We start from the raw sequence: 26,346 nt of genomic DNA on the forward strand, positions 1-26,346 counted from the left end.
GCCCTGCGCGCCGGCGCCGCCGCCGACCGCCGCGGCCTGCGCCTGCCCCTCGCCGACATCTTCGCCAACCCCACCATCGCCACCCAGGCCCTGGTGGCCTCCTCGGTGTCGGTGGCGGCGGGCGCCGGGGACGAACCGGTGGGGCCGACGGCGATGACGCCCTCGCAGCAGTGGTTCCTCGCGCAGGACCTCCCGGAGCGTCATCACTGGAACGACGCCTCCTTCCTGCTGGCGCTGCAGCGGCCGCTGGACACCACCGCGCTCGCGGGTGCCCTGGACCGCGTGCTGGGCCACCACGACGCGCTGCGGCTGCGCTTCGCCCGGGGCGAGGACGGCGCCTGGCGGGCGAGGGTCGCGGCCCACCGGACCGGCGGGGCGACCGCCGCCGAAGGCCCCGCCGGCCCCGCCGACGGCGGCGACGCGCTGCCGTTCGACGTCCACGACCTGTCGCGGCTGGACGCCCGGGAGCAGAAGCGCCGCAGCGTGGAGATCAGCGACCACCTCCAGGCGTCACTGGACCTGGAACACGGACCGCTGCTGCGGGTGGCCTACTTCGACATGGGGGAGCGCCCGCACTGCGTGCTGTTCCTGGCGCACTGGCTGGCCGTCGACCACTACTCGGGCCGCATCGTCCTGGAGGACCTGTTCGCCTGCTACAGCGCCCTGGAGGCCGGCGGCGACGGGGCGCTGCCGGCCCGGACCACCTCGTTCCGCAGCTGGACCCGGGGGCTGGCCGACTACGCGAACTCCCCGGAGGTGGTGGCGGAGTGGGAGCACTGGACCGGCGAGGACCGTCGCCGGCCGGCGACGGTGGCGGTCGACGCCGAGGACGGCCCCAACTCCCTGGAGTCCCTGGAGAACGTGACCGTGCGGGTGGAGCGGGAGGTCACCGACGCGCTGCTGCACGTGCTGCCCGGCCGGATGAACATCGACGTGTCGCAGGTGCTGTGCGCGGCGGTGCTGCGTTCGGTACCGGGCGCGGACGGGCCGGGCCGGCTGCTGGTCGACCTGGAGCGTCACGGCCGTGACCTGCCGGTGCCCGGTGCGGACGTGAGCCGCACGGTCGGGCGGTTCTCGACGCTGGTGCCGGTGCTCCTCGCCCACGACCCGGCCGACGGGGTGGGACGGGCGCTGGAACGGGTGCGGGAGCAGACGGCGGCGCTGCCGGGCCGCGGGGCCGGGCACGGCCTGCTCTCCTACCTCTGGGAGGATCCGCGGGCCCGGGAGCTGCGGGCGATGCCGGCGGCGCCGGTCGGGGTCAACTACCTGGGCCAGGTGGACGAGGTGTTCCTGCGCAGCGACCTGCTGAGCGTGCCGCGGTCGGCGTTCGGCCGTCAGCGCAGCGGGACCGGCACCCGGTTCCGGCTGATCGACGTGATCGGGTTCGTCGTCGCGGGGCGGCTGAACCTGACGGTCGGGTTCAGCGGCAACCGGCACGACGCGGCGTCCCGCAAGGCGTTCGTGGACGCCCTGGTCGCGGAGCTCGGTGCGATCGCCCGCTGGGCGAAGGAGGCCTGAGCACCCCCTGGTCCCCGGCCCCCGGCTCCCACCCCCCTGCGGGGCCGGGGGCCGGTCCGCGCCCGGGGACCGCCTCCGGTGAGCACCGCGCGGATCCCTCCGCCCCGCGGCCGGCCAGGGGCGGGTCGACGACGCGGACCGGCGGCCGGACGGCTGGAGCGTGCCGCGCCGGGGCGCCGTCGCCCCCGGCCGCCGAGCGGGCCGCCCCGGCGGACCGCGCCGACGGCCGGGGCTCAGGCGTTCAGCAGCAGCGTGAGCGCGCCGAGCGTCAGGGCGAGCATCGCCGCGAACAGCGGGACCTGCGGCAGGACACGGCGCCGGGCGGGCAGCGCTCCCACGGCGCCGTCGTGGGCGGCGACGACGGCCACCACGTGCCCGGTGACCACGAAGGCGACCTGGAAGAGGGAGACCACCAGGGCGGCAGGCAGCGCGTAGGCCGTGGCCGCGGCGCCGCCGTGGTGGACGGCGGCGGGTTCGCCGGTGACCAGGAAGACGTCGGCGAACCGCTGGACCTCGGTCACCAGGACGGAGGCGTAGTGGGCGAGCACGTACCCGGCGGCCACCGGCAGCAGGGAGGGCGCCATGGCGGCGGAGGACCAGCCTGTGCCGGGGGACAGCCGCCGGGCGGCCCAGCCGGAGAGCCTGAGCAGGCCGAGCATCACGGCGACGGCGGCGAGGAGTCCGGCGGTGCGCACCGGCGACTGGGGCAGGCCCTCGGCGAGGGAGCGCCACAGGCCGGTGTTGGCGAAGCCGTCGAAGGCGGTCAGGGCCAGCAGGACGGAGACCAGGACCTCCAGGCCGGGCCCGGGCCGCACCGAGGCCAGCGCGTCGAAGGGGTTGCGCAGCACGAGAGGCCGCCCGCCCTTCCCCGGGCGGTCGCCGGCCGGTCCCGCGGCGGTGTCCGGGCCGGCGGCCCGGCCGAGCGGCGACATGGCGGCCAGCAGCGTCGAGTAGACCTCGAAGGCGTCGCCGTGCTCGAACCAGCGGTCCCCGTAGACGGTGGCGCAGATCAGCTGGACGGCGGCGTAGAGCCAGAGCCAGACCAGCACGGTGCCGGCGGAGTCGCGGCCGGGGGCGGCCAGCTCCAGCCAGCCGAACGCCAGCAGTCCCAGCGCGGCGGGCCGGCGGCCCAGGTGTGCGGGCAGCGGGCGCAGGCCCTCGGTGGGCGGGACGCGCAGCGCGGCGCAGAGCAGCGCGTGCAGCGAGCGCAGCGGGTTGACCAGCCGCCAGACCGGGCCCAGCAGCAGGGAGGCGGGCACCAGGCCGACCCAGAACAGTACGAAGACCATGCCCAGGCCGAGGTCCTCGCCGCCGTAGCCGTTGGTGAGCACGGCCAGCGTCAGGAAGGCGAGGGCCGCGCCCCAGGTCTGCAGGGTGCGGCGGGTCATCGGGTGGTCGACGACGCGGGTGAGGGCGGCGGGCAGGGTGCGCCAGGAGCGGCGGGCGTCGAAGCGCGGTTCGTGCCAGCGCAGGCGCAGGGCGTCGAAGGAGGCGTAGAGGGCGGTGGTCCCGGCGATCAGCGCCAGGGTGCGGGGGATCGGTCCGGAGCCGTGTCCGACCAGGTGGGCGAGGGAGGTCACGGTGGTTGAGGCCATGGCGCCAGGGTCGGCCGGGGCCCGGGGCGGGGCGAGCCTCGGCGGGGGCGGGCCTTCGGCGGGGCAAGCGGGGTGCGCCGGACGGGGGTGGCCGATCGGGCAGGGCGTCCTGCCCCTCCGGTGTCGGCTGACCGTGCCGGGGAACGTGCTGCACGGTGGTGGCATGGAATCGACACCTGCGTCCAGGTCAGGGGGGCCGCCGGCTCCCGTCTCCCCGCTCCCCGCCGCCCCGGCGGGGCCGTGGCGCCACGCGGCGTTCGCGGGGGTGGTGGTCTTCCTGTTCGGGGAGGCGTACGACACGTACTGGCACGCCAAGCACGTGTCGTTCGTCGTGGAGCCGCCGAGCGCGCTGTGGACCATCCACCTGGGGATCTACCTGGGTGCCGCGGTCACGGTGGTGGCCGGCGTGCTGCTGCTGCGGCGCGGCGGCCTCCGGGTGGCCGGGGCGCTGCTGCTGGCGGGCGGGGGGATCGAACTGGCGGGCTTCTTCCTGGACATGTGGAAGCACTCGCAGGGCACCTCCCTGGACCTCTACCACGATCTGGTGTGGTACGGATTCGGCGGGGTGGTGGTGGGGATGGTGCGGCTGGAGGCGATGCGGCGGGGCCGTCCGGCCGCGGCCGGCCCGCTGGAGTGACCGGGGGTGCGTGGCGGAGATGACCGGTAGCGAGGACGACAAGTTGCGCAAGGCCCTGGGCCCGCTGGGCGCGGAGCTGCTGACCGTCCTGTGGGGGGCGGACGGGCCGCTGAGCGTGCGGCAGGTGCTGGAGGAGGTCAACCGCCGGCGCGGCGAGCCCCTGGCCTACACGACCGTGATGACGGTGCTGAACCGGCTGAGCGAGCGCAACGTGGTGCGGCGTGCCGCGCGCGGGCGCGGGTTCGTGTACACGGCGCTGGTGACGGGGGCCGCCGATCTGGCGGTGCGTGACGTGATCCTCGACCACGGGCTCTCCGTGGTGGCGCACTTCGTGGACCGCTACCAGGCGGAGCCGCAGTTGCGGGCCCGGCTGATGAACCTGATCCGGCCGGAGAACGAGGACAGTTGACGCCGGCCCTCGCCGGGGCGCCGCGGTACCCCGGGGAGGGCACGGGAGACCGGGAACGGGGACGGGGGAACGTGAACGGACCGGACGGACGACGCGGCGGTGCGCTGCGGTCGGTGGGAATGATCCTGCTGGTGGGGGCCGGCCTGGTGCTGGCCGACGTGCTGGTCTACCTGGTGCTGAGGATCTGGCGGCACGGGCCGCGCTCCTCGGCGCGGGGCGCCGCGCAGTGGGCGCACGTGGTGGTGCTGGGCTGCGGCACGCAGATCGCGCTGGCGGCGGTGCTGCGCGGGACGGTGGTGGTGGTCCGCGCGCTGCTGGCCGGCCGGCGGGCGGGGCGGTGGGTGGCCGAGCGGGCGACCGCGCCGGGCGCGCGGCTGCGGGCGGTGCTGCCGGCGGTGCGGGCGGGGGTGGAGGTGGTGCAGCTCGACGTCTGCGGCCCGGTGGCGGTGACGCACCGGCTGTTCAGTCCGCGGGTGGCGATCTCCACCGGGCTGGTGGAGCGCACCACGGAGGAGGAGCTGCGGGCGGTGGTGCAGCACGAGCTGCACCACGCGCGGCGCCGCCATCCGCTGGGGCGGCTGGCGGTGGACGCGGTGGCCGGGGCGCTGTGGTTCGTGCCGGCGCTGCGGACGGTGGCCGTGCACGTGAAGACCCGGCAGGAGCTGGCCGCGGACCAGGCGGCGCTGCGGGTGGTGACGCCGGGGGTGGTGGCGAGCGCCCTGGTGAAGTCGCTGGCGCCGGACGGGCCGGAGGCGGGGGGCGCGCGGCTGGTGCGGGCGGGGACCGCGATGGGCGGGGAGACCGCCCTGGAGGCGCGGGTGCGTCAGCTGGAGGGGGGCCCGCGGGGCTTCGGCCGGCGGCTGCGGTGCTGTTCGCTGCGCAGATCGCTGGTGCTGGTGGTGGTGCTGGCGGGCGTGTGGGTGTACTGCGGGGTGACGGCGGCGGCCGGCCTGTGCGAGGGCTCGTTCTGAGCCGTCGCGCGCCCGCGTCCGCCGCCCGTCCCGACGCCGTCGTCCCCCGCACCGTCGTCCGGCCGGCCGCGCGGTCGTCCGTCCGTGCCGGCCCCGGGAGCGCCCGCCGCCGCGGACGGTCCCGGGGGCCCGCCGGTCAGTGGGTGTGGGCGTCCGCGACGGTGAGGGCCTCGTCGATCCGGGCCAGCCCCTCGCGGGCGTCCTCCTCGCTGATGTTGCACGGCGGGGTGATGTTCAGGCGGTTCAGGTAGACCATGGCGCTGACGCCGCGCTGCATCAGGGCGCCCATCAACTGCGCGCCGGGCGGCGTGAGGCGGTCCGGGGTGTCGTAGTTGACGTACATCTCCTTGGTCTTCTTGTTCCTGACGAGCTCCAGGGCCCAGATGGTCCCGATGCCGCGGGCCTCGCCGACGCTGGGGTGCCGCTCGGCGATCCTGGCGAGCTCCGGCCCGAACACCTCGCGGCCCAGCCGGGCGGAGTGCTCCACGGTGCCCTCGTCGCGCATGGTGTCGATCGCGGCGACGGCGACGGCGCAGGCCATCGGGTGGCCGGAGTAGGTGCTGCCGCCGGGGTAGGGGGTGGCGCTGAAGGTCTCGACGATCTCGTCCCCGACCAGGACGCCGGAGAGCGGCAGGTAGCCGGAGTTGACGCCCTTGGCGAAGGTCATGAGGTCCGGGCGCACGCCCCAGTGGTCCGTGGCGAACCAGGCACCGGTGCGGGCGAAGCCGACCATGATCTCGTCCAGGATCAGCATGATGCCGTAGCGGGTGCACAGCTCGCGCACGCCGGCCAGGTAGCCGTCCGGCGGGACCAGGACGCCGCTGCTGGTGCCGCCGACCGGTTCCAGCACGATGGCGGCGATGGTGCGCGCGCCCTCCAGGACGATGACCTGCTCCAGGTGCTCAAGGGCCCGCAGGCACTCCTGCTCCTCGTTCTCGGCGTAGAAGGAGGAGCGGTACAGGTACGGGGCGAAGAAGCGGACCACGCCGGCGTTCCCGGTGTCGTTGCGCCAGCGGCGGGGGTCCCCGGTGAGCTGGATCGCGGTGGAGGTGGCGCCGTGGAACGAGTGGTGGGCGGCCAGGAGCTTGAACCGGCCGGTGTGCAGCCGGGCCAGCCGCACCGCGTGCTCGACGGCCTCGGCGCCGGAGCTGGTGAACAGGACCCGCTCCAGTCCGGCGGGGGCGACCTCGGCGATCTTCCGGGCGGCGGTGGCGCGCTGCTCCTCGGCGAAGTGCGGGGCTATGGTGCAGAGTTTTCCGGCCTGCTCCTGGATGGCGGAGACCAGTCGGGGGTGCTGGTGGCCGAGATTGGTGTAGACGAGCTGGGAGGAGAAGTCGAGGTAGCGGTTGCCGGCGTGGTCCCAGAACCAGGAGCCGGCGGCGCCGGCGACGGGCAGGGCGCGGTGGGTGCCCTGCTGGACCCAGCCGCGGAACAGGTGCCGGGCGTCGTCCTCGGCGATGGCCCGGGCGGTCTCCGGGGCCGCGGGCGCCCCGGTGGGCGCGGTGGGTGCGGTCGCGGTGGTGTCGTTCATCTAGCGGGGGTCCTTTCGCGCGGGCGGTGCCTGGCGCACCGGGTGGTCGGACGGGGCGGGGCGGCCGTCTCCGGCAGCGGTCGCGGCGCCCGCTCCGGTGCCGCCGCCGCTCCCGGCGCCGGTCCCCGTGTCGTGCAGGGTCAGGGCGGGGGAGGGCGCGGCCGTGAGGCGCTGGTAGACGCGGGTGCGGTAGGGCCAGTTGGTGGTGAGGCTGCCGTCGGCGGTCTTGAACCAGCTGGTGCACGGGCCGGCCCACACGGTGCCGGCCGAGCCGGTGTCGACCAGCTCCTGCCAGGCGTCGGCGGCGCGGTCGGTGACGTCCAGCTCGGCGCGGACCCGGCCGCGGGCGAGCAGGGCGACGCAGCGGGCGATGTAGGAGGCCTGGGCCTCCAGGGCGAGCACCGCGGAGTTGTGGCCGAGGTTGGTGTTCGGTCCGTACATCAGGAACAGGTTGGGGAAGCCGGGGACGTGGATGCCCAGGTGGGTCCGGGGGCCGGCCTTGAACGCCTCGGCCAGGGTGCGGCCGCCGGGACCGCTGACGGTCATCGGGGTGAGGAACTCGGTGGTGCGGAAGCCGGTGGCGTAGACGACGGCGTCGACCGGGCGGTGCCGGCCGTCGGTCGTCCGGATGCCCTCGGGGGTGAGGCGCTCGATCGGGTCGGTGACCAGTTCGACGTGCTCCTGCTGCAGGGTCGGGTACCAGTCGGAGGACAGCACGACGCGCTTGCAGCCGAACGCGAAGTCGGGCGTCAGCCGGTCGCGCAGCCGGGGGTCGGCGACCGCGGTGCGGAGGTGGCGCTCGGCCTTGGCGCGCAGGACGGCGGCGGCGAACCGGTTCCCGCGCACGGCGGGCAGCAGCAGGGCCTCCGAGAGCTGGAAGAGCGTCGCGCGGTAGGTGCGGTGGGCGCCGGGGAGGGTGCGCAGCAGCGCGGAGTGCGCGGGGTGGAACCGGGCGCCGGGTTTGGGCATCACCCAGTTGGCGCTGCGCTGGAAGACGTGCAGGCGCCGGACCCGGCCGGCGAGCGCGGGGACGACCTGCGCGGCGCTGGAGCCGGTGCCGATGACGGCGACGGCGGCGCCGTCGAGGGGCCGGTCGTGGTCCCAGCGGGCGGTGTGGAAGGCGGCACCGGTGTAGTCGCGGGCGCCGGGCAGGTCCGGTACGGCGGGGCGGTGCAGCTGGCCGACGGCGGTGATCACGGCGTCCGCGTGGTGGACCCGGCCGCGGGCGTCGTGCAGGTGCCAGGTGCGGGTGGGGTCGTCGTAGCGCAGGTGGGTGATCTCGGTGCCGTAGCGCAGGTGCGGTTCGAGCCCGTGGGCGCGGGCGACGTCCTCCAGGTAGCGCAGGATCTCGCGCTGCGCGGGGTAGCGCACCCGCGGGTCGCGGTAGGGCGCGAAGGAGTAGGAGTACAGGTGGGAGGGGATGTCGCAGCCGGCGCCGGGATAGGTGTTGTCGCGCCAGGTGCCGCCGAGGCCGGGTGCCTTCTCGTAGACGGTGAACGAGGTGACGCCCGCCCGGAGCAGCCGGACGGCGGCGGCGAGGCCGGAGAACCCGGCCCCGACGACCGCCACCCGCGGGGTCGCGGTGTGCGCTCGCGTCATCGCGGGGCGGGCCCGCTCTTGCGGTACACCGAGACGTGGGCCTGGCTGTCGGCGGCGAAGGGCGTGCCCTCCCAGTCGGCGAAGCGGCGTTCGAGGGTGAGTCCGGCCAGCCGGGCCATCAGGTCGAGCTCGGCGGGCCAGACGTAGCGGAAGCGCACGGTGTGCTCGCGCGTCCCGGCCCCGGTGCCGGTCCCGTCACGCCCGCCGGTCGCCCCGGCGCTCCCGGGGGTGTCGGCGGGTGCGTCGGTGAGGCTGTAGCGCGGGTACATGTGCTGGGCGACGGGGTCGTGGCGGGCGATGCCCAGGCTCAGACTGGCGCCGGCGGTGCGGGCGACCTCCATCCGGTGGCCGCTGTGGTGACCGGCCTCGAACCGGGCGGTGTCGGGGACGAAACCCTGGAAGACGAACAGGCCGCCGTCGGCGAGGAGCCGCGCGGTGTTGGCCAGGCAGCGGACCTGGTCGTCCTGGGTGGGCAGGCTGTACAGGGTGTTGAAGACGATGTACGCCAGGGTGTAGGGGCCGCGGGCGGGCGGGTCGGTGAAGTCCCCGGTCACCAGCGTCACGGCGTCGGCGCCCGGCTTGGCGCGCAGCAGACCGAGCATCTCCTCGGAGGCGTCGACACCGGTGACCTCCACGCCGAGGCCGGCCAGCGGCAGGGCGACGCGGCCGGTGCCGACGCCCAGTTCGAGCGCGGTGCGCGCGCCGGTGTCCTTGGCCGCGCGGTCGGTGTGCTCGGCGAGGAACCGGACGGTGGCGTCGGTGTCCTGCTGCAGGCGGGTGATCCAGTGGTCGTAGATGTCGGCCAGTTCGCTGCCGTAGCTGGTGGGGCCGTAGCTCTCCTGGGTCGTCATGACGGCAGTCAACCTCCGGGGCGCGGGTGGCGGCCAGGCTGGGTCGGCGTGGCCGATAGGGGGGGTCGGTTTCGGGACCGGTGCGGGCCGGTGCGGAGCCCGGCCGGACCGGCGTCAGCGGCGGGGCAGTTCGAGGGCGAGGCGGGCGAACAGCGGCAGCGGCAGGGTGGGGCCGCCGGACAGCGTGCGGCGCTCGACGCGCGCCCCGGCGAAGGCGGGGCAGGCGGCGAGCGCGCCGGTGGGCCGGGTGTCGGCGACGCCGCGGAAGTCGTAGACGACCAGGCGGCCGCCGGGGCGCAGCACCCGGGCGATCTCGCGGGCGGCGGCGGGTACGTCGGGCCAGTGGTGCACGCTCAGGGTGGAGACGACGAGGTCCAGGGTGTCGTCGTCGAACGGGAGCCGGGCGGCCTCGCCCAGGTGCACGGTGATGTGCGCGGCGAGACCGTGGGCGGCGGCGTTGTGCCGGGCGCGTTCGACCATGGCGGGGGAGACGTCGACGCCGTGGGCGTGCAGGCCGGGGCGGCGGGCGGCCAGGTGCAGCAGCAGGCGGCCGGGGCCGGTGCCGATGTCCAGGACGGCGGCGCCGTCGGGCAGATCGGCCGCCTCGGAGGCGGCGCGGCGGTGCAGGCCGGCCAGCATGCGCCCGGCGAAGCGGTCGTACTGCTCGCCGGTGACGCTCATTCCGCCGTCGTCGCCGTCCGGGCGCCCGGTCCCGGGGCCGCGGCGGCCGTGACCGGGCCGGTCGGGACCGTGGCCGTCGGGGGCGTGGCCGTCGGGGGCGTGCTGCGCGCGGTGCGCGGGGCGGGCCGGGCCGGTGGCGGCCAGGCGGTGCAGGCCGTGGTGGGCCAGGTTCAGGAGTCGACGCATGTCGGGGCCTTCGGACGCAGGACGGGGCGGGGGAGCGGTTCCCCCGCCCCGTGGCGGGTTGACGGGCCGGCGGGTGCCGGGGTGCCGGGTCGGCGGACGCCTCGGGCCGGCGGGTGCCGGGAGGCGGCGGGTGTCAGGAGGCGGAGCGCTTCGGGCGGTGACGGGGTTCAGGACGCGGAGGGCGCGGCCTTCGCGTCGGCGCCCGGCGCCCCGGTGGTGTCCGGGGCGGTCCTGGGCATGGGCACCAGGGCCAGCAGCAGGACCAGCAGCGCGGCCAGCGGCACGCCCCAGACGAACACCTCGGGGATCGCCTCGGCGACCGCGGCCGGCGAGGCCGGGCCGTCGCCCAGTTCGCGGGTCAGCAGGCTGCCGAACAGCGCGACGCCCACCGCCATCCCCAGGCCCCGGATGGACAGGTTGGCCGCGGTGGTCGCCGCCAGGTCGGCGGGCCCCGCGGAGTTCTGCGAGACCACGACGAGGTTCTGCATCAGCAGGCCGAAGCCGGCGCCCAGGACCACCATCGCGGCGGCGACGAACCAGTACGGGCGGTCCGGGTCGAGCAGCGAGAGCAGCACGAACGCCACCGCCAGCACGACGCCGCCGGCCAGCAGGTAGGGCTTGAACCGCCCGCTCTTGCCGGCCTTGCCGCCGGCCACCGCGGAGACCGCGATGAACGGCAGGAAGTACGGGTTGAGCGCGAGGCCGGCGCGGGTGGCGCTCCAGTCGTAGGCGTTCTGCAGGAACGTCGGCATGAACACCACCGACCCGTACAGCAGCATGCCCAGCACGGCGGTGGCCGGCAGGATCAGGCGCAGCGCCGGGTTGGTGAACAGGCGCATCGGCAGCAGCGGGTTGGTGGCGCGCCGCTCCCGGAGGACGAACAGCACGAACAGCGCCAGGCAGGCCACGACGAGGCCGATGACCTGCGGCGAGCCCCAGTCGTAGGTGCGTCCGCCCCACTCGGTGACCAGCAGCAGGCTCACCACGGCGCCGATCAGCAGCAGCGCGCCGGCGACGTCCACGGCTCCGCCGGTGCCCGCCCGCGGCACCCGCAGCGCGATCGCGCACAGCGCCACGGACACCACGCCGATGGGCACGTTGATGTAGAAGATCCAGCGCCAGCCGGGTCCGTCGGTGATCACGCCGCCGACCAGCGGGCCGCCCACCGAGGCGAGAGCGAACACCGCGCCGGTCAGGCCCTGGACCTTGCCGCGCAGGTGCTTCGGGTAGAGCTCGGACAGGGTGACGGTGGGGATGACGAACAGCGCCCCGGCGCCGACGCCCTGGGCGACCCGGGCGGCGATCAGCTGCGGCATCGTCTGGGCCATCCCGCACAGCAGGGAGGAGACGGTGAACAGCACGACGGCGGCGATGAACACCTCGCGCCGTCCGTAGCGGTCGGAGACGCGCCCGTAGAAGGTGCCGGTGGCGGTGGAGGCCAGCACGTAGGCGGTGACGACCCAGCTGTAGGCGTCGGCGCCGCCGATGTCGGCGGTGATCTGCGGCAGCGCGATGGCCACCACGGTCTGGTCGAGCACGGACAGCAGCATGCCGAGCACCAGCGCGGCGGTGGCCAGCGGCACGTTGCTGAGCGCGCCGGCCGGAGGGGCGGCGTCCTCGCCCTGCGGGGCGGTCGCGGTGGTGGCGGGGTTCTCGGGGGACACGGGGGTGGGGTTGCTCTCTGACATGGCGCTCACGCCCGGGGGGCGGCGAGCGCGGCGAACGGGTTGGGCAGCCGGAAGTCGGCGCTGACCAGGTCCTGGTCGATGATCGCGCCGGCCACGGTGCCGGCCGCGGCCGCGGCGATCACGGCGGCCAGCGGCGCCGGCACGGTCGGGCGCCGGGCCATGTCGCCGGCCGCGTAGACGCCCGGGACGCTGGTCTGGTGGAACTCGTTGACCTCCACGCAGGAGTCCGGGAAGACCGCGCAGCCCAGCTGGTGCGCGAACTCCGCGCGCTGGTGCAGCGAGGTCTTGACGAACACCGCGTCGAGCGGGAGCGTGTCCCCGTCCCCGAGGACGGCGTGCCGCAGGTCGCCGCCCTCGCCGGCCAGCTCCGCCACCCGCTCCTCGCGCACGGTCACGCCCGCCGCGGCGAGCACCTCGCGCAGCGCGCCGTCCAGCTCGTCGCCGCCGGTCAGCAGCGTCATGGTGCGGGTGAAGCGGCTCAGCTGGAGGGCCAGGCGTACCCGGTCGCCGCCGGCGCCCAGCACCGCGACGTCCTTGCCGGTGACCTCGTAGCCGTGGCAGTAGGGGCAGTGGAAGGCCGAGCGGCCCCACAGCTCGGCGCAGCCGGGCACGGCCGGCATCTCGTCGCGCAGGCCGGTGGCCAGCAGGAGGCGGCGGGCGGAGGCGGCGGAGCCGTCCGGGAAGACCACCTCGAAGTGTCCCTCGCCGTGCCGGGTGAGGGTGTGGACCGGGTCCTCGCGGACCTCGACGTGCGGGTAGGCGGCCAGGTCCGCGCGGCCCAGCTCCCGCATCTTCGACGGCGCGGTGCCGTCGTGGGTGAGGAAGTTGTGCATGGCCTCGGCGGGGGCGTTGCGCCCCTGTCCGCTGTCGGCCAGCAGCACCGTGCGGTGCGTGCGGCCCAGCGTCAGGGCCGCCGACATCCCGGCGGGGCCGCCGCCGATGATGATGACGTCCAGCATGTCCAGGTCTCCCTATCTCGTCGTCGCGCCGGTGAGCGCCGGCTTGACCTGGCCCCAACTCTGCAAGTTAATGTCAACATGAAGTCAAGTCTGGACGCGCCCGCCATGACCATCGGTGAACTCGCCGAACGCTTCGCCCTGCGCCCCCACGTGCTGCGTCACTGGGAGTCACTGGGCCTGCTGTCGCCCGCCGAACGGGTGAACGGCCGCCGCCGCTACACCCGCAACCACATCGCCCGGGTCGCCATGATCGTGCGCGGCAAGGCCGCGGGCTTCAGCCTGGAGCAGTTGCGCGACGTGCTGGACGCCCGCGACGCGGACGCCCGGCACGCCCTGCTGCGCGACCACTACGAGGAACTCGACCGGCGGATGCGCGAGATCGAGGCCTCGCGCACCCTCATCGAGCACGCCATGAGCTGCCGCGCCCACGACTTCACCCAGTGCCCGGGCTTCAGCCGCCTGGTCGAGGCCCTGAACGACGGCGACGCCCACGGCGTGCCCGCCGAACTGCACACGCACCGTCACTGATCACCGCGCCACCGGATCACCCGTCACCGGCCGACGGCGCCTCGGCGGACCGGGTCCACCCCGGAGAACGCGACCCGCATCCGCTCGGGCCCGCGCAGGATCACGTGCGGACGGTACTCCAGGGAGTCCTCGACCAACTGCGGATCACGCACCCGGGAGACGAACGCCTGGAGCGCCACCGCCGCCTCCAGCTTGCCCAGGTTCGCGCCCAGGCAGCGGTGCACGCCACTGGAGAACGACAGGTGTTCGAGCCGCCGCCCGGCGGCGCGCGTGATGTCGAAGCGGTCCGGGTCCTCGAACACCTCGGGGTCCCGGTTGGCCGCCGCCGTCAGCATCAGCACGTCGGTTCCCGCCGGGATCTCGAAGCCCTCCAGGGCGATCGGCTCCTTCGCCATCCGGTGCAGCATCTGCACCGACGGCTCGAACCGCAGGATCTCCTCCACCGCGTTGAACGCCAGCGAGGGGTCCTCGCGCAGCATCGCCAGCTGCCCGGGGTGGCGCAGCAGCGTCAGGATGCCGTGCGTGATGAGGTTCGCGGTCGTCTCGTGCCCGGCCATCACCAGCAGCGCGAGGGTGGCCAGCAGCTCCGTCTCGGTCAGCCGCTCGCCCTCGGCCTCGGCCGCCACCAGCCGCGCCAGCAGGCCGTCCCCGCGGGCCCCGCCGGAGGCGATCAGGTCGCGGAAGTACTGGTAGAACGCGGCCCGCGTCTCGGTGTCCTCGCGGTCCACGTCCGGGGTGCGGTTGGCCGCCATCAGCGGGTCCAGCGCCCGGCCCAGCACCGTCGACCACGTCCCGAACACCTTGTGGTCCTCCGCCGGCACCCCGAGCATCTCGCAGATCACCCGCACCGGCACCGGGTAGGAGAACACGCCGGGGATGTCCACCGGCGAGCCCGCCGCGGCCACCTGGTCCACCAGGTCGTCGGTGATCTCCCGGATCCGGCCCTGAAGGTTCTGCACCATCCGCGGGGTGAACGCCATCGTCACCAGCCCGCGCAGCCGGGTGTGGTCCGGCGGGTCCAGGAAGGTCATCACCTCCCGGCGCGAGGCCACCGCGTCGGAACTGAGGATCCTGGACGCGCTGCGGTCGGCACTGGCCGCCGGCGAGCGCAGCACCGTCTCCACGTCCCGGTGGCGGCCCAGCACCAGCAGCGCGCCGTCCATCGCCCAGAACGGGGAGGCCTGCCGGATCCCGGCCAGCACCGGGTACGGATCGGCCCGGTTGTCCGGGTCGAAGTAGGCGATCAACTGCTCGTCGGGGCTCGCCCCGGGCCGGGGCCCTGTCGTCTCCGTCATGCCCGAAAGCGTCGCCCCGGCCCCGTCCCGCGGGCGAGGTTCCGCCGCCGTGGTCGTTCGGGCACCCCGCGTGCACCCCCCAAAGGGGACTTCACCCCCGCACCCCCGACCACCGAGGGTAGCCAGCCATGGGAACCGACGCGCTCAGCCCCGCGATGACCGCCCACGCCGCGCCGCCCCCGCCCGGCGCCGCCTTCGACGCCTGGCGCACCTGGCGGCGGCAGGGCGGCGCCCGCGCCGTCGTCGCGGCCGGCATCCTGGCGGCCAACGCCCGCAACGTGCAGCCGTGGCGCTTCGCCCTCGACGCGGACGGCCGGCGCGTCCTCGTCCACGCCGACCCCGCCCGCCGCCAGGGCGCCCTCGACCCCTTCGACCGCGAGCTGCACGTCGGGCTCGGCTGCGCCCTGGAGAACATGGTCCTCGCCGCCCGGGCCCAGGGCCTCGCCCCCGTCCTGCACCTGGCCCCCGACCCGGAGCGGCCCGGGCACGCCGCCACCCTGTACCTGGACGGGACCGGCCCCGGCCCCCGCACCGGCCCCCGCACCGGCCCCGGAGCCGGCCCGGCCGCGCCGCCGGGGCCCGCGGGGGAGCTGCCCCCGTTCTGGCGCGACCTCTACGAGGCGATCCCCTACCGGCGCACCAACCGCGGCCCCTTCCGGGACCGCCCGCCGGCCCCGGACCTGCTCGACGAACTCACCGCCGCCGCCGGCACGGAACCCGGCGCGCCCGCCCTGCACTGGTTCACCGCCCCCGCCGAACGCGCCCGGGTCGCCGCCCTGCTCGTCGAGGCCACCGAGGCCGTCATCGCCGACGAGGGCCAGTCGCGCTCCGGTCACCGCTGGTACCGGGGCAGCGACCGCGCCGTGGCGCGCACCGCCGACGGCATGACCGTCGACACCCAGGGCATGCCCGCGCTGATGACCGCCCTGGGCAAGCGGCTGCCCGCGCCCCCGCGCACCGTCGCGGACCGCTTCTGGCTGCGCAACACCCGCGCCGTCCACGTGCCCACCGCCGCGGCCTTCGCGATCGTCACCGTCACCGACGCCCGGGACACCGTCCAGCGGCTGCGCGGCGGGCGCCTGCTGCAGCGCCTGCACCTGCTCGCCACCGCCCGCGGCCTGGCCGTCGGCCACCTCAACATGATGACCGTGCGCGCCGACCGCGAACGCGAACTCGGCCTCGCCCCGCGCTTCGGCACCGCCCTGGAGGAGCTCCTCGCCACCCCCGGCCGCGAGGCCCTGGTCACCTTCCGGATCGGCTACCCGGCACGGCCCGCCGGCACCAGCCCGCGCCGCCCCCTGAGCGCCGTCCTGGACCCCGCCGCCCCCTGACCCGCACCCCAGCCACGCCCCGACCCACCCCCGACGGCGGGCCTCCCCGTCCCGCCGACCCAAGCCGAGGAGGCAGGACCACCATGTACGACGCCATCGTCGTCGGCGCGCGCGTCGCGGGAGCGACCACGGCCATGCTGCTCGCCCGCTCCGGTCACCGTGTCCTGCTGCTCGACCGGGCGCGCATCCCCAGCGACACCATGTCCACCCACTACGTCCACCAGCCGACCATCGCCCGGCTCGCCCGCTGGGGCCTGCTCGACCGGCTGGTCGCCACCGGCTGTCCGCCCCTGGACGTCGCCCGCTGGGAGCTGGAGGACGTCGCGATCGCCGGCTGCGCCCCGCCGGTCGACGGCATCCGCGCCGCCTACGGGCCGCGCCGCTACGTCCTGGACGGCCTGCTGGCCGAGGCCGCCGTCGAGGCCGGCGCCGAACTGCGCGAGCGCTGCAACGTCACCGACCTGCTGCGGGACGGCGACACCGTCGCCGGGGTGGTGCTGCGCGGCGAGGACGGGCGCGAGCACACCGAGCGCGCCCGCGTGGTGATCGGCGCCGACGGCGTCGACTCCCTGGTCGCCCGGCGCGCCGGCGCCCGCAAGTACGAGGAGGCGCCCACCCTCAACTGCCTGTACTACACGTACTGGAACGGGCTGAGCGCCGACTACGAGGTCTACGTCCGCGGACGCCGCGCCATCGGCGTCGTGCCCACCCACGACGGCAACACGATGATCGGCATCCAGTGGCCCCGTGCGGAGTTCGACACCGTGCGCGCCGACGTCGAGGGTTCCTACCTCAAGGCGCTCGCCTCCACCGCCCCCGGGCTCGCCGAACGGCTCGCCGACGCCCGGCGGGTGGAGCGCTTCACCGGCACCGGCCGGCTGCCCAACTTCTTCCGCACCGCGGCCGGCGCCTCCTGGGCCCTGGTCGGCGACTCGGGCTTCCACAAGGACCCGGTCGGCGCGTTCGGCATCAGTGACGCCGTGCGCCACGCCGATCTGCTGGCCGGCCTGCTGGGCCCCGCCCTCGGCGGCGAACGCCCGGTCCCCGAGGCCCTGGCGGACTTCGCGCGCGAACGCGACGAGGACGCCATGCCCGAGTACTTCTTCAACCTCCAGGCCGCCCGCCTGGACCCGATGCCCGAGTTGCTCAACGTCCTGCGTGCGATCCAGGGCGACCAGGAGCAGACCGACCGGTTCTTCGGCCTGATCGCCGGCAGCTTCACCTGGGACGTCTTCTTCACCCCCGAGCTGATCGAACGCGCCGCCGCCCTCGCCGGGCCCGGCGCCTGAAACCCGCCCCGCACAGACCAGTTCACGCCGCCCGACGCCCGCCGGGCGGCGACGGAAAGGACCAGGGATGACCGACACCCCGGGCCGGCGGATCCGCCGGCTCTTCGAAGAGGTCTACAACAAGCACGACTTCGACCGCGCGGACGAGTTCTTCGCCCCCGACTACGTCAACCACCAGGTCGGCGCAGCCCCCGGCGTCGAGGGCCTGCGCACCTGGGCCACCATGATGCTCACCATGGTCCCCGACCTCGCCTGCGCCGTCGAACAGCTGGTGGAGCAGAACGACCGCGTCCTCGTCCACGTCCGCTGGCAGGGCACCATCGGCGGCACCGACCGCCCGCTCGACCAGCTGACCGCCAACCTCTACCGCCTGCACGAGGGCCGCATCACCGAGCACTGGAGCGTGTTCGACTACTCCGCGCTCGCGGCCCTCGGCCTCACGCCCCCCGACCAGACCGCCCAGGCCACCGGCACCCCCGACTGGGACGCCGGCCCGACGCAGCAGGAGAACATGCGGCTGGTGCGGACCGTGTGGGACGAGGTCATGCACCAGCACCGGCTGGACCGCGCCGACGCCCACTACCGGGCCGACTACATCCAGCACAACGCCTTCGCGGCCTCCTCCGGCGAGGGCCTGGCCGGTATGAAGACCTTCTTCGCCGGCCTGTTCGCCCTCGCCCCCGACCTGGTCGGCGACCTCACCCAGATGATCGCCCAGGACGACCTGGTCGCGGTCTTCTGCGTCTGGCACGGCCACGAGGCCGCCACCGGCGCCGAGGTGCGGCTGCACACCTCCGACCTGCTGCGGATCCAGGACGGGCTGATCGCCGAGCACTGGGACGTGATGGACTACGCCGCCGTCGCCCGGTTCGGTGTTCCCCCCACCTCCTGACCGTCCGTCCGCAGCGCCCCCGTCCGTGCCCCCGCCCCCGTTCGCCGGGGCGGGGACACGGCGCTGCGGCAGGGGAGGGGACGGGGGACGCGGGAGGGGGCGGTGACCCGGCCGGGTCACCCCCCCCTCCCGCGTCCGCGCACCGCTACCCGGCGGGCGTCACCGTCACCTCCAGCCGTGCCAGCCGGCGCTGCATGAACAGCGGCAGCCACCGCGGCTCCTGAGGCGGCGCCGACAGCTCGGCCGGCCAGGCCGCCAGCGCCCGCATCAGCAGCGTGCCCTGCTGCTTGGCCAGGGCCGCGCCCAGGCAGTAGTGCAGCCCGTGGCCCAGTGCCAGATGCCGCGGCCCCTCCCGGGTGATGTCGAACCGGTCCGGGTCGGTGAACACCCGCGGGTCGCGGTTCGCCGCGCCGATGAGCGTCAGCACCCGCACCCCGGCCGGCAGCCGCCGCCCGCCGACCCGCACCTCCTCCGCCGTCCACCGCCCGCCGCCGGCGGTGGCCAGCTGCAGCGGACTCTCGTGGCGCATCACCTCCTCCGCCGCCGGTCCCGCCAGCTCCGGGCGCGCCCGCAGCAGCGCCAGCTGGCCGGGGTGGCGCAGGAACGCCAGGAACGCGCTGGCCGTGAACGCGACCAGCGTCTCGTGGCCGGAGATGAACACCAGCGCCGCGTTGGCCGTCAGCTCGCTCTCGCTCAGCAGCCCCTGCTGCTGGGAGCCGACCAGCGAGGACACCAGGTCCTCGCCCGGATCCCGCCGGCGCGCCCGGGCCAGGTGCGTGAAGTAGTCGTCGAACTCCTCGTAGGCCGCCACCGCGCTCTCGATCGACCCGGGGGAGGCCGGGATGTCCGCGGCCGGCGACATCGCCTGCCCCCAGTCCCGCAGCTTGTCCAGGTCCGCGCGCGGCACCCCCAGCAGGTCCCCGATCGCCCGCAGAGACACCGGGAACGCCAGGTCGTCCACCACCTCCAGCCGGCCCCGTTCCAGGGCCCGCGCCAGCAGTTCGTCCGCCAGCCGCCGGGCCTCGGCCAGCACGGTGCCCAGCCGCGGCGAGGCGAACGGACGCCGGGTCAGGTTCCGCAGCCGGGTGTGGTCCGGCGGGTCGGTGAACAGCAGGGTGCCGCTCATGCTGCGCAGCGACTCGGGCACCATCGCCGCCAGCAGGTCCGCCACCGCGTCCGGCGGGGACAGCCGCAGCGCGGGGTGGCCCAGCACCTCGGTCGCGTCCGCGTAGCCGCTCACCACGTAGGAGTCCAGGTAGTCCCAGTACACCGGCCCGCCCATCGCACGGATCCGCGCGTAGTGCGGGTACGGGTCGTCGCGGAAGGCGTCGGTGTAGGGGTCGAAGCCCTCCAGGACGGGCACCTCGCCGTCCGCGGGCCGTTCGTCGGCGCTCATCGGGTCTCCTCCGGACCGGTGGTGACAGGGGTGAAGGAACCGGCGGGAAGGCGGCCGAGCATCGCCAGCAGGTTCTCGGGGGAGAAGAACGTCCCGGCGCTCACCGTACCCGCGATCATCCCGAAGAACCGGTCGGCGTCCTCCTGGTGGGAGGCCAGCACCTCCACCAGCCGGCGGGTCATCGGGTCCAGGTCGAACCCGGCCGCCTCGCAGGTGAACTCGTAGACCGCCTCGCTGGCCGCGTTGCGGGCCCGCTCGTAGCCGGCCATCGCCTCCTCCCGGGGCGTCCCGCCGCGCACCTGGTCCAGTGCGTCCGCGAGGAGTTCCGCGTCCCGCCACGCGTCCGAGATGCCCTGGCCCGTCAGCGGGTCCTTGTGGTAGCCGGCGTCCCCCACCAGCGCCCACCCCGGCCCGTACGGGCGGCGGTAGAAGTTCGGCAGGTCCGCGGTGCCGCGGAACCGCTCCAGGCGCCGCGCCCCGGCCAGTTCCCGCGCCAGCGACGGCGCCGCCTCCTCCAGCGCCCGGTGGTAGTGGCCTTCCACGTCGCTGCGGTACTCGGGGTAGAACGCGTGCGGCCGGGCCACCTGCACCAGGTAGGCGTCGTCGTGGGTGGGGATCACCCCGATCTGCTTGTCGCCCGCCAGGAACACCTCGTTGCGGTTCCGGCGCTCGGGCGGCAGGCCCCGCCAGTAGGCGTAGTAGACCACCGTCAGCGGCGGCCGGCGGTGGTACTCCGCGGCGCCCGTCTCACGGGCCACCAGCGAGTTGCGGCCGTCCGCGCCCACCACCAGGTCCGCGTGCGCCTCGGCCTCCCGGCCGTGCTCGTCGCGGTAGCGCACCCCCCGGACCCGGCCCGAGGCGTCCCGCAGCAGCCCGCGCACCGAGCACCGCTCGCGCACCTGGGCGCCCGCCTGCCGCGCCGCGTCCGCCAGCAGGGCGTCCAGCACGGTGCGGCGCGGCGCCAGCGCCATCGACACCCCCTCCATGGGCGGGGCGAAGCCGCGGACCACCAGGTCCTCCGCGAACCACCAGACCGCCTCCGTCACCGGCGGGCAGCCGCTGGCCAGCAGCGGTTCCAGCAGGCCCCAGCGCGCCAGCCGGACCAGCCCCGAGGGCTGGACGTAGTGCGTCGAGACGGTGTCCCGGGGGAACGCCGCCCGCTCCAGCACCAGCACCCGGTGGCCCCGGCGCGCCAGCAGCATCGCCAGCGGTGAGCCCGCACAGCGGCCCCCGACCACGATCACGTCGTGCATACGACCTCCGCCACCGAAACACGGGCCCGGCCCGGTGCCGGCGCCGCCGCCCAGCAAAGCGCCCGGCACCGCGCACCGCGAAGACCTGGGGGAGGTGCCCACTCGGGCAGCACCGTCCGGGCGCCCCCGGCGGCGCCCGATCCGCTGCCCCTGACGGCGCTGTCGCCGGTCGGTCCGGCGGCGCAGCCTTGGGGCCCTGCACCATCCGGCCCGCACCGAGCGACGAGGAGCACAGCGATGGCCCTGGACACCAGCAGGTTCGAAGCGATCAAGGAAGCCGCCGGGCACCGCAAGGACGACGAGGTCCTCGCCTTCGCCCGCGCCCAGGAGGGCGGCATCGCGGGCCTGCTCGACGACGTGTTCGCGAACATGCCCGAGGCCTTCCGCGCCGAGCGGGCCAAGGGCCAGGAGGCCTGCTTCCAGTACGTCATCAACACCCCCGACGGCGCCCACGAGTACTTCGTCGAGATCGCCGGCGACACCTGCCGCACCGGCCGGGGCCGCACCCCGGCCCCGAAGCTGACCACCACGGTGTCGCTGCCGACCTTCCTGAAGCTCCTCACCGGCCGGCTCAACGGCATGCAGGCCTTCCTCGGCGGCAAGGTCAAGCTCTCCGGCAACACCCTGTACGCCGCCAAGTTCGAGCACTGGTTCGAGCGTCCGGCCTGATCCCGGTCCGATCCGGCCGTGATCCCGCCCACCACCGCCCACCACCGCCCACCACCGTCCGTCACCGCCCTCCGACCGCGATCGCGGGAGCGCCCATGAAGTTCGGCATCGCCCTGCCCACCGTCGGCCCGCCCGGCCGGCGCCGCTACCTGCTCGACGTGGCCACCGCCGCCGACCGCCTCGGCTTCGACTCCGTGTGGGTCAGCAGCCACGTCGCCCTGCCCCGCACCCGCAACAGCACCTGCCTCTACCCGCGGGCCAAGACCGCCGACGCCTACAACTGGGGCGTCGCCTGGCTCGAACCCGTCACCGTGATGGGCGTGGTGGCCGGTGTCACCGAGCGGGTGCGCATCGGCACCCACGTGATGGCCCTGCCCTACCGCAACCCCGTCATCCTCGCCTCCGAACTCGCCACCCTCGACCAGCTCTCGCTGGGCCGCACCGTCCTCGGCGCCGGCATCGGCTGGATGGACGAGGAGTTCACCACCGTCGGCGTCCCGCGCCGCGAGCGCGGCGCCCGCACCGACGAGGCCATCGCGGTGATGCGGACCCTGTGGGGCACCCGTCACCCCACCTCCTTCCACGGCCGCTTCACCGACTTCGACGACATGTGGCTGGCCTCCCGCCCGCACACCCCCACCGGCCCGCCGGTCTACGTCGGCGGCAACACCGACGCCGCCCTGCGGAGGGTGGCCCGGCTCGGCGACGGCTGGCTCGCCCACGAGCTCTACCCCGACGAGATCACCGCCGGCCGCGCGACCCTCGACCGCCTCGCCGCCGAGGCCGGCCGCGATCCGGCCGGCATCGAGATCACCGTGCGGCGCGCCCTGGTGCCCCCGTTCGAGGTCATGGACTTCATGTCCGACCGGGTCAGCATCACCGGCACCGCCGACGAGGTCGCCGAACAGATCGGGGCCTACCGCGACGCCGGGGTCCAGCTGATGGTCCTCGACCTGTCCATGCGGCCCGCCCAGATCGTCGAAACCATGGAATGGCTGGTCAAGGACGTCCTCGTCCGCCTCTGAGCGCCGCACCCGCGACCACCGCACGGCCCACTCCCCGCCACCCCCCGCCGGCCCGCCCGGCCCCAGCCCAGGAGACAGCAGATGACCACGTCCGACCCCGCCACCGGCAGCCGCGAGGACCGCAAGGCCCAGATCAAGGACACGGTCTGCCGCATCCTCGAACTCGACCCCGAGCAGCTCACCGACACCAGCCTCTTCAAGGAGGAGCACGACGCGGACTCGCTGCGCGCCATCGAGATCCTCGCGGCCCTGGAGCGCCAGTTCGACATCACCATCGAGCAGGACGAGCTCGCCCGCATGGTCAACCTCGACGGCGTCGAGTCCGTCGTGGACCAGGCCCTGCTCGCCCGGTGACCGACGTGACGGCCACCCGCCTGCCACCGCCCGCCCCCCGGCGGGTGGTGGTGACCGGCCTGGGCACGGTGACCAGCATCGGCATCGGCGTCGGCGAGTTCCTCACCGCCCTGCGCGAGGGCCGCAACGGTGCCCGCCCCATCACCGCCTTCGACACCACCGGCTTCGCCCACGCCAACGGCTGCGAGGTCACCGGCTTCGACCCCGGGCGCTGGATCACCCGCACCCCGGCCGAACGCCTCGGCCGCGCCGCCCAGTTCTCCACCGCCGCCGCCGTGATGGCCCTCGCCGACTCCGGCATGACGCCGGAGGAGCTGCGGGCCCGCCGCAGCCTGGTCTGCGTGGGCACCACGGACGGCGAGTCGGCCGACCTCGACCGCCTGGTCGCCGCCGAACTCGCCGACGGACCCGAGAACCTCGACCCCCGGGTCGCGGCCCGCACCTCCGCCGCCCGGCTGTCCTCCGCCGTCGTCGCCGAACTCGGGCTCACCGACGTCGAGGCGACCACCCTCGCCACCGCCTGCGCGGCCGGCAACTACGCCATCGGCTACGGCCTGGACGCCCTGCGCGGCGGCGACGTCCAGGCCGCCCTGGTCGGCGGCGCCGACGCCATGTGCCGCAAGACCTTCACCGGCTTCTACCGCCTGGGCACCATCGCCCCCGAGAACTGCCAGCCCTTCGACCGGAACCGCAAGGGCATCCTGACCGGCGAGGGCGCCGGGATCCTCCTGCTCGAAACGCTGGACTCCGCCCTCGCCCGGGGCGCCCGCATCTACTGCGAGATCCTCGGCTACGGTCTCAACTGCGACGCCCACCACCCGGTCGCGCCCGACCGGGACAGCATCGCCCGCTGCATCCAGCGCGCCCACGCGGACGCCGACGTCAAACCGGACCAGGTCGACTTCATCTCCGCCCACGGCACCGGCACCCGTGCCAACGACGTCACCGAGGCCGCCGCCATCCGGCAGGTCTTCGGCCCGCGCCCGCCCGCCACCGTCTCCATCAAGTCCATGATCGGCCACACCATGGGCGCCGCCAGCGCACTGGCCTCCGCCGCCTGCGCGCTCGCCATCGCGGAGGGCTTCATCCCGCCCACCATCAACCACGTCGAGACCGACCCCGACTGCGCCCTGGACTGCGTGCCCAACGCCCCCCGCCGGGCGGACCTGCGGGTCGTGCAGAACAACGCGCTCGCCTTCGGAGGCAACAACGCCGTGCTGATGCTCGGCCGCTGCACCCCCGACGCGGCTCCCGCCGCAGCCGCTCCCGCCGCAGCCGAGGCCGCAGCCGTCGGGGCCGACCGGGCCGGCCCCGCCACCGCTGCCGGGGCACGCGGATGAGCGCCCTCATCACCGGCATGGGCGCCGTCAGCAGCGTGGGCGCCGACCGCACCAGCACCTTCGACGCCCTGTGCGCCGGCCGCAGCGGCCTCGCCCCGCTGCGCGCCTTCGCCCCCGCCCACTACCGCGCCCGCCACGCCTACGAGATCGACGACCGCCCCGCCTCCGGCGAGGACCGCCCGCTGCGCCCCACCGACTGGCTGCTCGCCGCCGTCGCCGAGGCGCTCGCCGACGCCGGCCGCCCCGACGACCTGGCCGGCGTGCCCGTCCTGGTCGGCACCACCCTGCGCGAACTGCGCTCGGTGGAACTGCGCTGGTGCGAGGACGCCCCCTTCGACCCCGCCGACCTGCACTTCGGCACCGCCCTGCGCCGCCGGTTCGGCGCCGACCGCACCTACACCGTCGGCAACGCCTGCGCGGCCTCCCTGTACGCCCTGGGCCTGGCCTGCGACCTGCTGGACCTCGGCGAGGCCGACACCGTCGTCGTCGCCGGCACCGACACCATCACCGAGAGCACCTACGGCATGCTCGACCGGGTCTACCGCGAGGCCCCCGACACCGTGCTGCCCTTCGACCGCCGCCGGCGCGGCATGCTCCAGGGCGACGGCGCCGCCGCCGTCGTCCTCACCAGGGACCCGGGCACCGCCCGCGCCGGGAGCACGACGGGGAGCGGGACCGCCGCCGGCGGGCGGGACGCGGCGCACGCCAGGGTCCGCTCGGTGGGCCTCAACTGCGACGCCCACCACCCCTCCGCCCCCGACCGCGCGAGCATCGGCCGCGCCATGCGCCAGGCCCACACCCGGGCCGGCGTCACCCCCGCCGACATCGACCTCGTCATGCTGCACGGCACCGGCACGCCCCACAACGACCGCGCCGAGGCCCTGGCGCTCACCGACGTCTTCGCCGCGGACGCCGCCCGCCCGCACCTGACCGCCGTCAAGTCGATGATCGGTCACACCGCGGGCGCCTCCGGCCTGCACAGCCTGATCGTCGCCGTGCAGGCCCTCACCACCGGCCGCGTCCCGCCCACCCTGGGCCTCACCGACCCCATCGACGAGGTCAGGGACCTGCGCATCGGCCCGCACCCCGTCCACGCCCCGGGCCTCCGGCTGGCCCAGGTCGACGCCTTCGGCTTCGGCGGCCTCAACGCCGTCGCCGTGGTGGAGAGGGCGGCCTGAATGAGCACCGGCCGCACCGCGCCCGCCGTCCACATCAGCGGCCTGGGCACCGCCCTGCCCGGCGTCCCCGGACCGCACGCCCTGCTCGACGCGCCCCGGCACGAACCCCGGGACCCGGCCGCCGCCCTGCGCGGCGGCGGCCTGCGCTACAAGGACCGCGCCACCAGACTCGCCCTCGCCGCCGCGCTCGCCGCGCTCGCCGACGCCCGTCTGCTCGACGACGAGGGCAACCTCACGGTCGACGGCGAGGACTTCGGCGTCGTCGTCAGCACCAACTGGGGCAACGTCGACACCGTCTGCGACACCAGCGCCACCATCCGCCGTCACAGCTACCGGGCCACCAGTCCCATGCTGCTGCCCAACACCGCCAGCAACGTCACCGCCTCCTGGCTCGCCATCACCCACGGCCTGCGCGGTGCCAACCTCACCCTGAACAACGGCCCCACCTCCGGCCTGGACGCCGTCCACTTCGCCCGCACGCTCATCGCCGCCGGCCGGCTGCGCCGCGCGCTGGTCGTCGGCGTCGAGCCCGCCAACGACCCCGTCCGCCGTCTCCTGGACGGCTCCCCGGGGCCCGGCGCGCTGCTGGACGGCGCCGCCGCCCTGGTCGCCGAGGCCGCCGACGCCGTCCGCGAGCGAGCCGTCACCCCGCTCGCCCGGATCGGCCGTTACGCCCGGGCCGGGGACCTCGCCGCCGCCACCGCCGCCGCCCGCCGGGGCGAGAGCGCGCCGCCCGGCACCTGGTGGACGCCCGAACCGCCGCTCGCCGGTCCCGCGCCCGGCCCGGTCACCGCCGGGACCGCCCACGCCCTGCACGCCCTGCACGGCCGCTGCTCCGGCGCCCTGGGCGTCCTGCAGTGCGTCGCCGCCACCGCCGGGCTCGCCCGCGACCACGGCGAGTCCGCCCTCGCCGCCACCGGGCACGGCCCCCTGGACACCGGCGCCGGCCAGGACGACGCCGCCGCCGCGCTGTGGCTGCACCGGATCCCCGGCGCCCGCCCCGGAGCCGCGCCATGACGCCCCGCCGGGTCACCCTGCTGCACGGCCTGGCCGGCCACCCCGGCCTGTGGCGCGGCTGCCGGGCCCTGGCCCCCCGCGGCCTGCGGCTCACCGCCGCCGACGTCAGCTGGCCCGTGGACGGCACCGCCCGCCCCGGTGGCCCGGGCGACCC

Annotated in this window: 24 protein-coding genes; 14 read left to right on the forward strand and 10 right to left on the reverse strand. The window is 75.5% G+C overall.

Annotation, left to right across the window (positions count from 1 at the left end; translation table 11 throughout):
- Nucleotides 1–1,518: condensation domain-containing protein (locus ACFCX4_RS17120; protein ID WP_376143156.1), on the forward strand; the 1,518-nt coding region annotated here is incomplete at its 5' end.
- A 233-nt stretch (nt 1,519–1,751) separates the two neighbouring features.
- On the opposite strand, the gene ACFCX4_RS17125 is transcribed toward ACFCX4_RS17120, so the two are convergent.
- Nucleotides 1,752–3,113: a hypothetical protein gene (locus ACFCX4_RS17125; protein ID WP_376143157.1), complete on the reverse strand. Its 1,362-nt coding sequence runs from the start codon at nt 3,111–3,113 to the stop codon at nt 1,752–1,754.
- Between the two features lie 163 nt (nt 3,114–3,276).
- On the opposite strand from ACFCX4_RS17125, the gene ACFCX4_RS17130 reads away from it, so the two are divergent.
- From ACFCX4_RS17130 to ACFCX4_RS17140, 3 genes are all read left to right on the forward strand, one after another.
- Nucleotides 3,277–3,750, forward strand: a complete 474-nt coding sequence (locus ACFCX4_RS17130) for a hypothetical protein (protein ID WP_376143159.1) — start codon at nt 3,277–3,279, stop codon at nt 3,748–3,750.
- A gap of 19 nt (nt 3,751–3,769) precedes the next feature.
- Nucleotides 3,770–4,159 carry a BlaI/MecI/CopY family transcriptional regulator gene (locus tag ACFCX4_RS17135; protein ID WP_376143161.1) on the forward strand — a complete coding sequence of 130 codons (390 nt, stop codon included), beginning with the start codon at nt 3,770–3,772 and terminating at the stop codon, nt 4,157–4,159.
- 119 nt (nt 4,160–4,278) lie between these two features.
- Nucleotides 4,279–5,130, forward strand: coding sequence for a M56 family metallopeptidase (locus tag ACFCX4_RS17140; RefSeq protein ID WP_376143199.1), 852 nt, complete (start codon nt 4,279–4,281; stop codon nt 5,128–5,130).
- A 136-nt stretch (nt 5,131–5,266) separates the two neighbouring features.
- Here ACFCX4_RS17140 and ACFCX4_RS17145 read toward each other — a convergent pair whose 3' ends face one another.
- The 6 genes from ACFCX4_RS17145 to ACFCX4_RS17170 all read right to left on the reverse strand — a co-directional run bounded on the left by ACFCX4_RS17145 (nt 5,267) and on the right by ACFCX4_RS17170 (nt 12,625).
- Complete coding sequence (locus ACFCX4_RS17145) at nt 5,267–6,661, reverse strand: aminotransferase class III-fold pyridoxal phosphate-dependent enzyme (RefSeq protein ID WP_376143162.1); 1,395 nt, start codon at nt 6,659–6,661, stop codon at nt 5,267–5,269.
- Nucleotides 6,662–8,260: a flavin-containing monooxygenase gene (locus ACFCX4_RS17150; RefSeq protein ID WP_376143164.1), complete on the reverse strand. Its 1,599-nt coding sequence runs from the start codon at nt 8,258–8,260 to the stop codon at nt 6,662–6,664. It abuts the gene before it with no gap.
- Nucleotides 8,257–9,111 (reverse strand): class I SAM-dependent DNA methyltransferase, encoded by an 855-nt coding sequence (locus ACFCX4_RS17155; RefSeq protein ID WP_376143166.1) that lies wholly within the window; start codon nt 9,109–9,111, stop codon nt 8,257–8,259. The genes ACFCX4_RS17150 and ACFCX4_RS17155 overlap by 4 nt, the downstream gene beginning before the upstream one ends.
- A gap of 114 nt (nt 9,112–9,225) precedes the next feature.
- Complete coding sequence (locus tag ACFCX4_RS17160) at nt 9,226–9,978, reverse strand: class I SAM-dependent methyltransferase (protein WP_376143168.1); 753 nt, start codon at nt 9,976–9,978, stop codon at nt 9,226–9,228.
- 167 nt (nt 9,979–10,145) lie between these two features.
- Entirely contained in the window at nt 10,146–11,666 is a 1,521-nt protein-coding gene (locus ACFCX4_RS17165) for an MDR family MFS transporter (protein ID WP_376143170.1), read from the reverse strand.
- A gap of 5 nt (nt 11,667–11,671) precedes the next feature.
- Entirely contained in the window at nt 11,672–12,625 is a 954-nt protein-coding gene (locus ACFCX4_RS17170; RefSeq protein ID WP_376143172.1) for an NAD(P)/FAD-dependent oxidoreductase, read from the reverse strand.
- 78 nt (nt 12,626–12,703) lie between these two features.
- Here ACFCX4_RS17170 and ACFCX4_RS17175 point away from each other — a divergent pair, with 78 nt between their 5' ends.
- A complete protein-coding gene (locus tag ACFCX4_RS17175) occupies nt 12,704–13,153 on the forward strand; it encodes a MerR family transcriptional regulator (RefSeq protein ID WP_376143174.1) in 450 nt (149 codons plus the stop codon).
- A 23-nt stretch (nt 13,154–13,176) separates the two neighbouring features.
- Here the strand turns inward: ACFCX4_RS17175 and ACFCX4_RS17180 are convergent, their stop codons facing one another.
- Entirely contained in the window at nt 13,177–14,448 is a 1,272-nt protein-coding gene (locus tag ACFCX4_RS17180) for a cytochrome P450 (RefSeq protein ID WP_376143176.1), read from the reverse strand.
- A gap of 128 nt (nt 14,449–14,576) precedes the next feature.
- Here ACFCX4_RS17180 and ACFCX4_RS17185 point away from each other — a divergent pair, with 128 nt between their 5' ends.
- The 3 genes from ACFCX4_RS17185 (at nt 14,577) to ACFCX4_RS17195 (ending at nt 17,960) form a co-directional block, all read left to right on the forward strand.
- Nucleotides 14,577–15,779, forward strand: coding sequence for a hypothetical protein (locus ACFCX4_RS17185; RefSeq protein WP_376143178.1), 1,203 nt, complete (start codon nt 14,577–14,579; stop codon nt 15,777–15,779).
- A gap of 83 nt (nt 15,780–15,862) precedes the next feature.
- Complete coding sequence (locus ACFCX4_RS17190) at nt 15,863–17,068, forward strand: FAD-dependent oxidoreductase (protein WP_376143179.1); 1,206 nt, start codon at nt 15,863–15,865, stop codon at nt 17,066–17,068.
- Between the two features lie 67 nt (nt 17,069–17,135).
- Nucleotides 17,136–17,960, forward strand: a complete 825-nt coding sequence (locus tag ACFCX4_RS17195) for an ester cyclase (protein WP_376143181.1) — start codon at nt 17,136–17,138, stop codon at nt 17,958–17,960.
- Nucleotides 17,961–18,105: 145 nt separating this feature from the next.
- Here the strand turns inward: ACFCX4_RS17195 and ACFCX4_RS17200 are convergent, their stop codons facing one another.
- Nucleotides 18,106–19,356 (reverse strand): cytochrome P450, encoded by a 1,251-nt coding sequence (locus ACFCX4_RS17200; RefSeq protein WP_376143183.1) that lies wholly within the window; start codon nt 19,354–19,356, stop codon nt 18,106–18,108.
- A complete protein-coding gene (locus tag ACFCX4_RS17205; protein WP_376143185.1) occupies nt 19,353–20,609 on the reverse strand; it encodes an NAD(P)/FAD-dependent oxidoreductase in 1,257 nt (418 codons plus the stop codon). Before ACFCX4_RS17205 ends, ACFCX4_RS17200 begins: the two co-directional genes overlap by 4 nt.
- Before the next feature lie 237 nt (nt 20,610–20,846).
- On the opposite strand from ACFCX4_RS17205, the gene ACFCX4_RS17210 reads away from it, so the two are divergent.
- The 6 genes from ACFCX4_RS17210 to ACFCX4_RS17235 all read left to right on the forward strand — a co-directional run bounded on the left by ACFCX4_RS17210 (nt 20,847) and on the right by ACFCX4_RS17235 (nt 26,192).
- Nucleotides 20,847–21,278, forward strand: coding sequence for an SCP2 sterol-binding domain-containing protein (locus ACFCX4_RS17210; RefSeq protein WP_376143187.1), 432 nt, complete (start codon nt 20,847–20,849; stop codon nt 21,276–21,278).
- 95 nt (nt 21,279–21,373) lie between these two features.
- Nucleotides 21,374–22,303, forward strand: coding sequence for an LLM class F420-dependent oxidoreductase (locus tag ACFCX4_RS17215; RefSeq protein ID WP_376143189.1), 930 nt, complete (start codon nt 21,374–21,376; stop codon nt 22,301–22,303).
- A gap of 81 nt (nt 22,304–22,384) precedes the next feature.
- Entirely contained in the window at nt 22,385–22,657 is a 273-nt protein-coding gene (locus ACFCX4_RS17220; protein ID WP_376143191.1) for an acyl carrier protein, read from the forward strand.
- The gene (locus tag ACFCX4_RS17225; RefSeq protein ID WP_376143193.1) at nt 22,654–23,997 is read left to right on the forward strand and encodes a beta-ketoacyl-[acyl-carrier-protein] synthase family protein; all 1,344 of its coding nucleotides are present in this window, start codon (nt 22,654–22,656) and stop codon (nt 23,995–23,997) included. Before ACFCX4_RS17220 ends, ACFCX4_RS17225 begins: the two co-directional genes overlap by 4 nt.
- Nucleotides 23,994–25,175 (forward strand): beta-ketoacyl synthase N-terminal-like domain-containing protein, encoded by a 1,182-nt coding sequence (locus tag ACFCX4_RS17230; RefSeq protein WP_376143195.1) that lies wholly within the window; start codon nt 23,994–23,996, stop codon nt 25,173–25,175. Before ACFCX4_RS17225 ends, ACFCX4_RS17230 begins: the two co-directional genes overlap by 4 nt.
- A complete protein-coding gene (locus ACFCX4_RS17235) occupies nt 25,176–26,192 on the forward strand; it encodes a beta-ketoacyl synthase N-terminal-like domain-containing protein (protein WP_376143197.1) in 1,017 nt (338 codons plus the stop codon). It abuts the gene before it with no gap.
- The last annotated feature ends 154 nt before the right edge of the window (nt 26,193–26,346 follow it).

Source organism: Kitasatospora sp. NPDC056327, from assembly GCF_042261735.1.
GTDB lineage: Bacteria > Actinomycetota > Actinomycetes > Streptomycetales > Streptomycetaceae > Kitasatospora.

Coding starts and splice junctions, on each gene's coding strand:
- ACFCX4_RS17205 (WP_376143185.1), bottom strand. CDS start 20,609: ATGCACGACGTGATCGTGGTCGGGGGCCGCTGTGCGGGCTCACCGCTG.
- ACFCX4_RS17155 (WP_376143166.1), bottom strand. CDS start 9,111: ATGACGACCCAGGAGAGCTACGGCCCCACCAGCTACGGCAGCGAACTG.
- ACFCX4_RS17145 (WP_376143162.1), bottom strand. CDS start 6,661: ATGAACGACACCACCGCGACCGCACCCACCGCGCCCACCGGGGCGCCC.
- ACFCX4_RS17175 (WP_376143174.1), top strand. CDS start 12,704: ATGAAGTCAAGTCTGGACGCGCCCGCCATGACCATCGGTGAACTCGCC.
- ACFCX4_RS17200 (WP_376143183.1), bottom strand. CDS start 19,356: ATGAGCGCCGACGAACGGCCCGCGGACGGCGAGGTGCCCGTCCTGGAG.
- ACFCX4_RS17195 (WP_376143181.1), top strand. CDS start 17,136: ATGACCGACACCCCGGGCCGGCGGATCCGCCGGCTCTTCGAAGAGGTC.
- ACFCX4_RS17135 (WP_376143161.1), top strand. CDS start 3,770: ATGACCGGTAGCGAGGACGACAAGTTGCGCAAGGCCCTGGGCCCGCTG.
- ACFCX4_RS17170 (WP_376143172.1), bottom strand. CDS start 12,625: ATGCTGGACGTCATCATCATCGGCGGCGGCCCCGCCGGGATGTCGGCG.
- ACFCX4_RS17210 (WP_376143187.1), top strand. CDS start 20,847: ATGGCCCTGGACACCAGCAGGTTCGAAGCGATCAAGGAAGCCGCCGGG.
- ACFCX4_RS17215 (WP_376143189.1), top strand. CDS start 21,374: ATGAAGTTCGGCATCGCCCTGCCCACCGTCGGCCCGCCCGGCCGGCGC.
- ACFCX4_RS17140 (WP_376143199.1), top strand. CDS start 4,279: ATGATCCTGCTGGTGGGGGCCGGCCTGGTGCTGGCCGACGTGCTGGTC.
- ACFCX4_RS17150 (WP_376143164.1), bottom strand. CDS start 8,260: ATGACGCGAGCGCACACCGCGACCCCGCGGGTGGCGGTCGTCGGGGCC.
- ACFCX4_RS17220 (WP_376143191.1), top strand. CDS start 22,385: ATGACCACGTCCGACCCCGCCACCGGCAGCCGCGAGGACCGCAAGGCC.
- ACFCX4_RS17230 (WP_376143195.1), top strand. CDS start 23,994: ATGAGCGCCCTCATCACCGGCATGGGCGCCGTCAGCAGCGTGGGCGCC.
- ACFCX4_RS17165 (WP_376143170.1), bottom strand. CDS start 11,666: ATGTCAGAGAGCAACCCCACCCCCGTGTCCCCCGAGAACCCCGCCACC.
- ACFCX4_RS17125 (WP_376143157.1), bottom strand. CDS start 3,113: ATGGCCTCAACCACCGTGACCTCCCTCGCCCACCTGGTCGGACACGGC.
- ACFCX4_RS17130 (WP_376143159.1), top strand. CDS start 3,277: ATGGAATCGACACCTGCGTCCAGGTCAGGGGGGCCGCCGGCTCCCGTC.
- ACFCX4_RS17235 (WP_376143197.1), top strand. CDS start 25,176: ATGAGCACCGGCCGCACCGCGCCCGCCGTCCACATCAGCGGCCTGGGC.
- ACFCX4_RS17160 (WP_376143168.1), bottom strand. CDS start 9,978: ATGCGTCGACTCCTGAACCTGGCCCACCACGGCCTGCACCGCCTGGCC.
- ACFCX4_RS17190 (WP_376143179.1), top strand. CDS start 15,863: ATGTACGACGCCATCGTCGTCGGCGCGCGCGTCGCGGGAGCGACCACG.
- ACFCX4_RS17185 (WP_376143178.1), top strand. CDS start 14,577: ATGGGAACCGACGCGCTCAGCCCCGCGATGACCGCCCACGCCGCGCCG.
- ACFCX4_RS17180 (WP_376143176.1), bottom strand. CDS start 14,448: ATGACGGAGACGACAGGGCCCCGGCCCGGGGCGAGCCCCGACGAGCAG.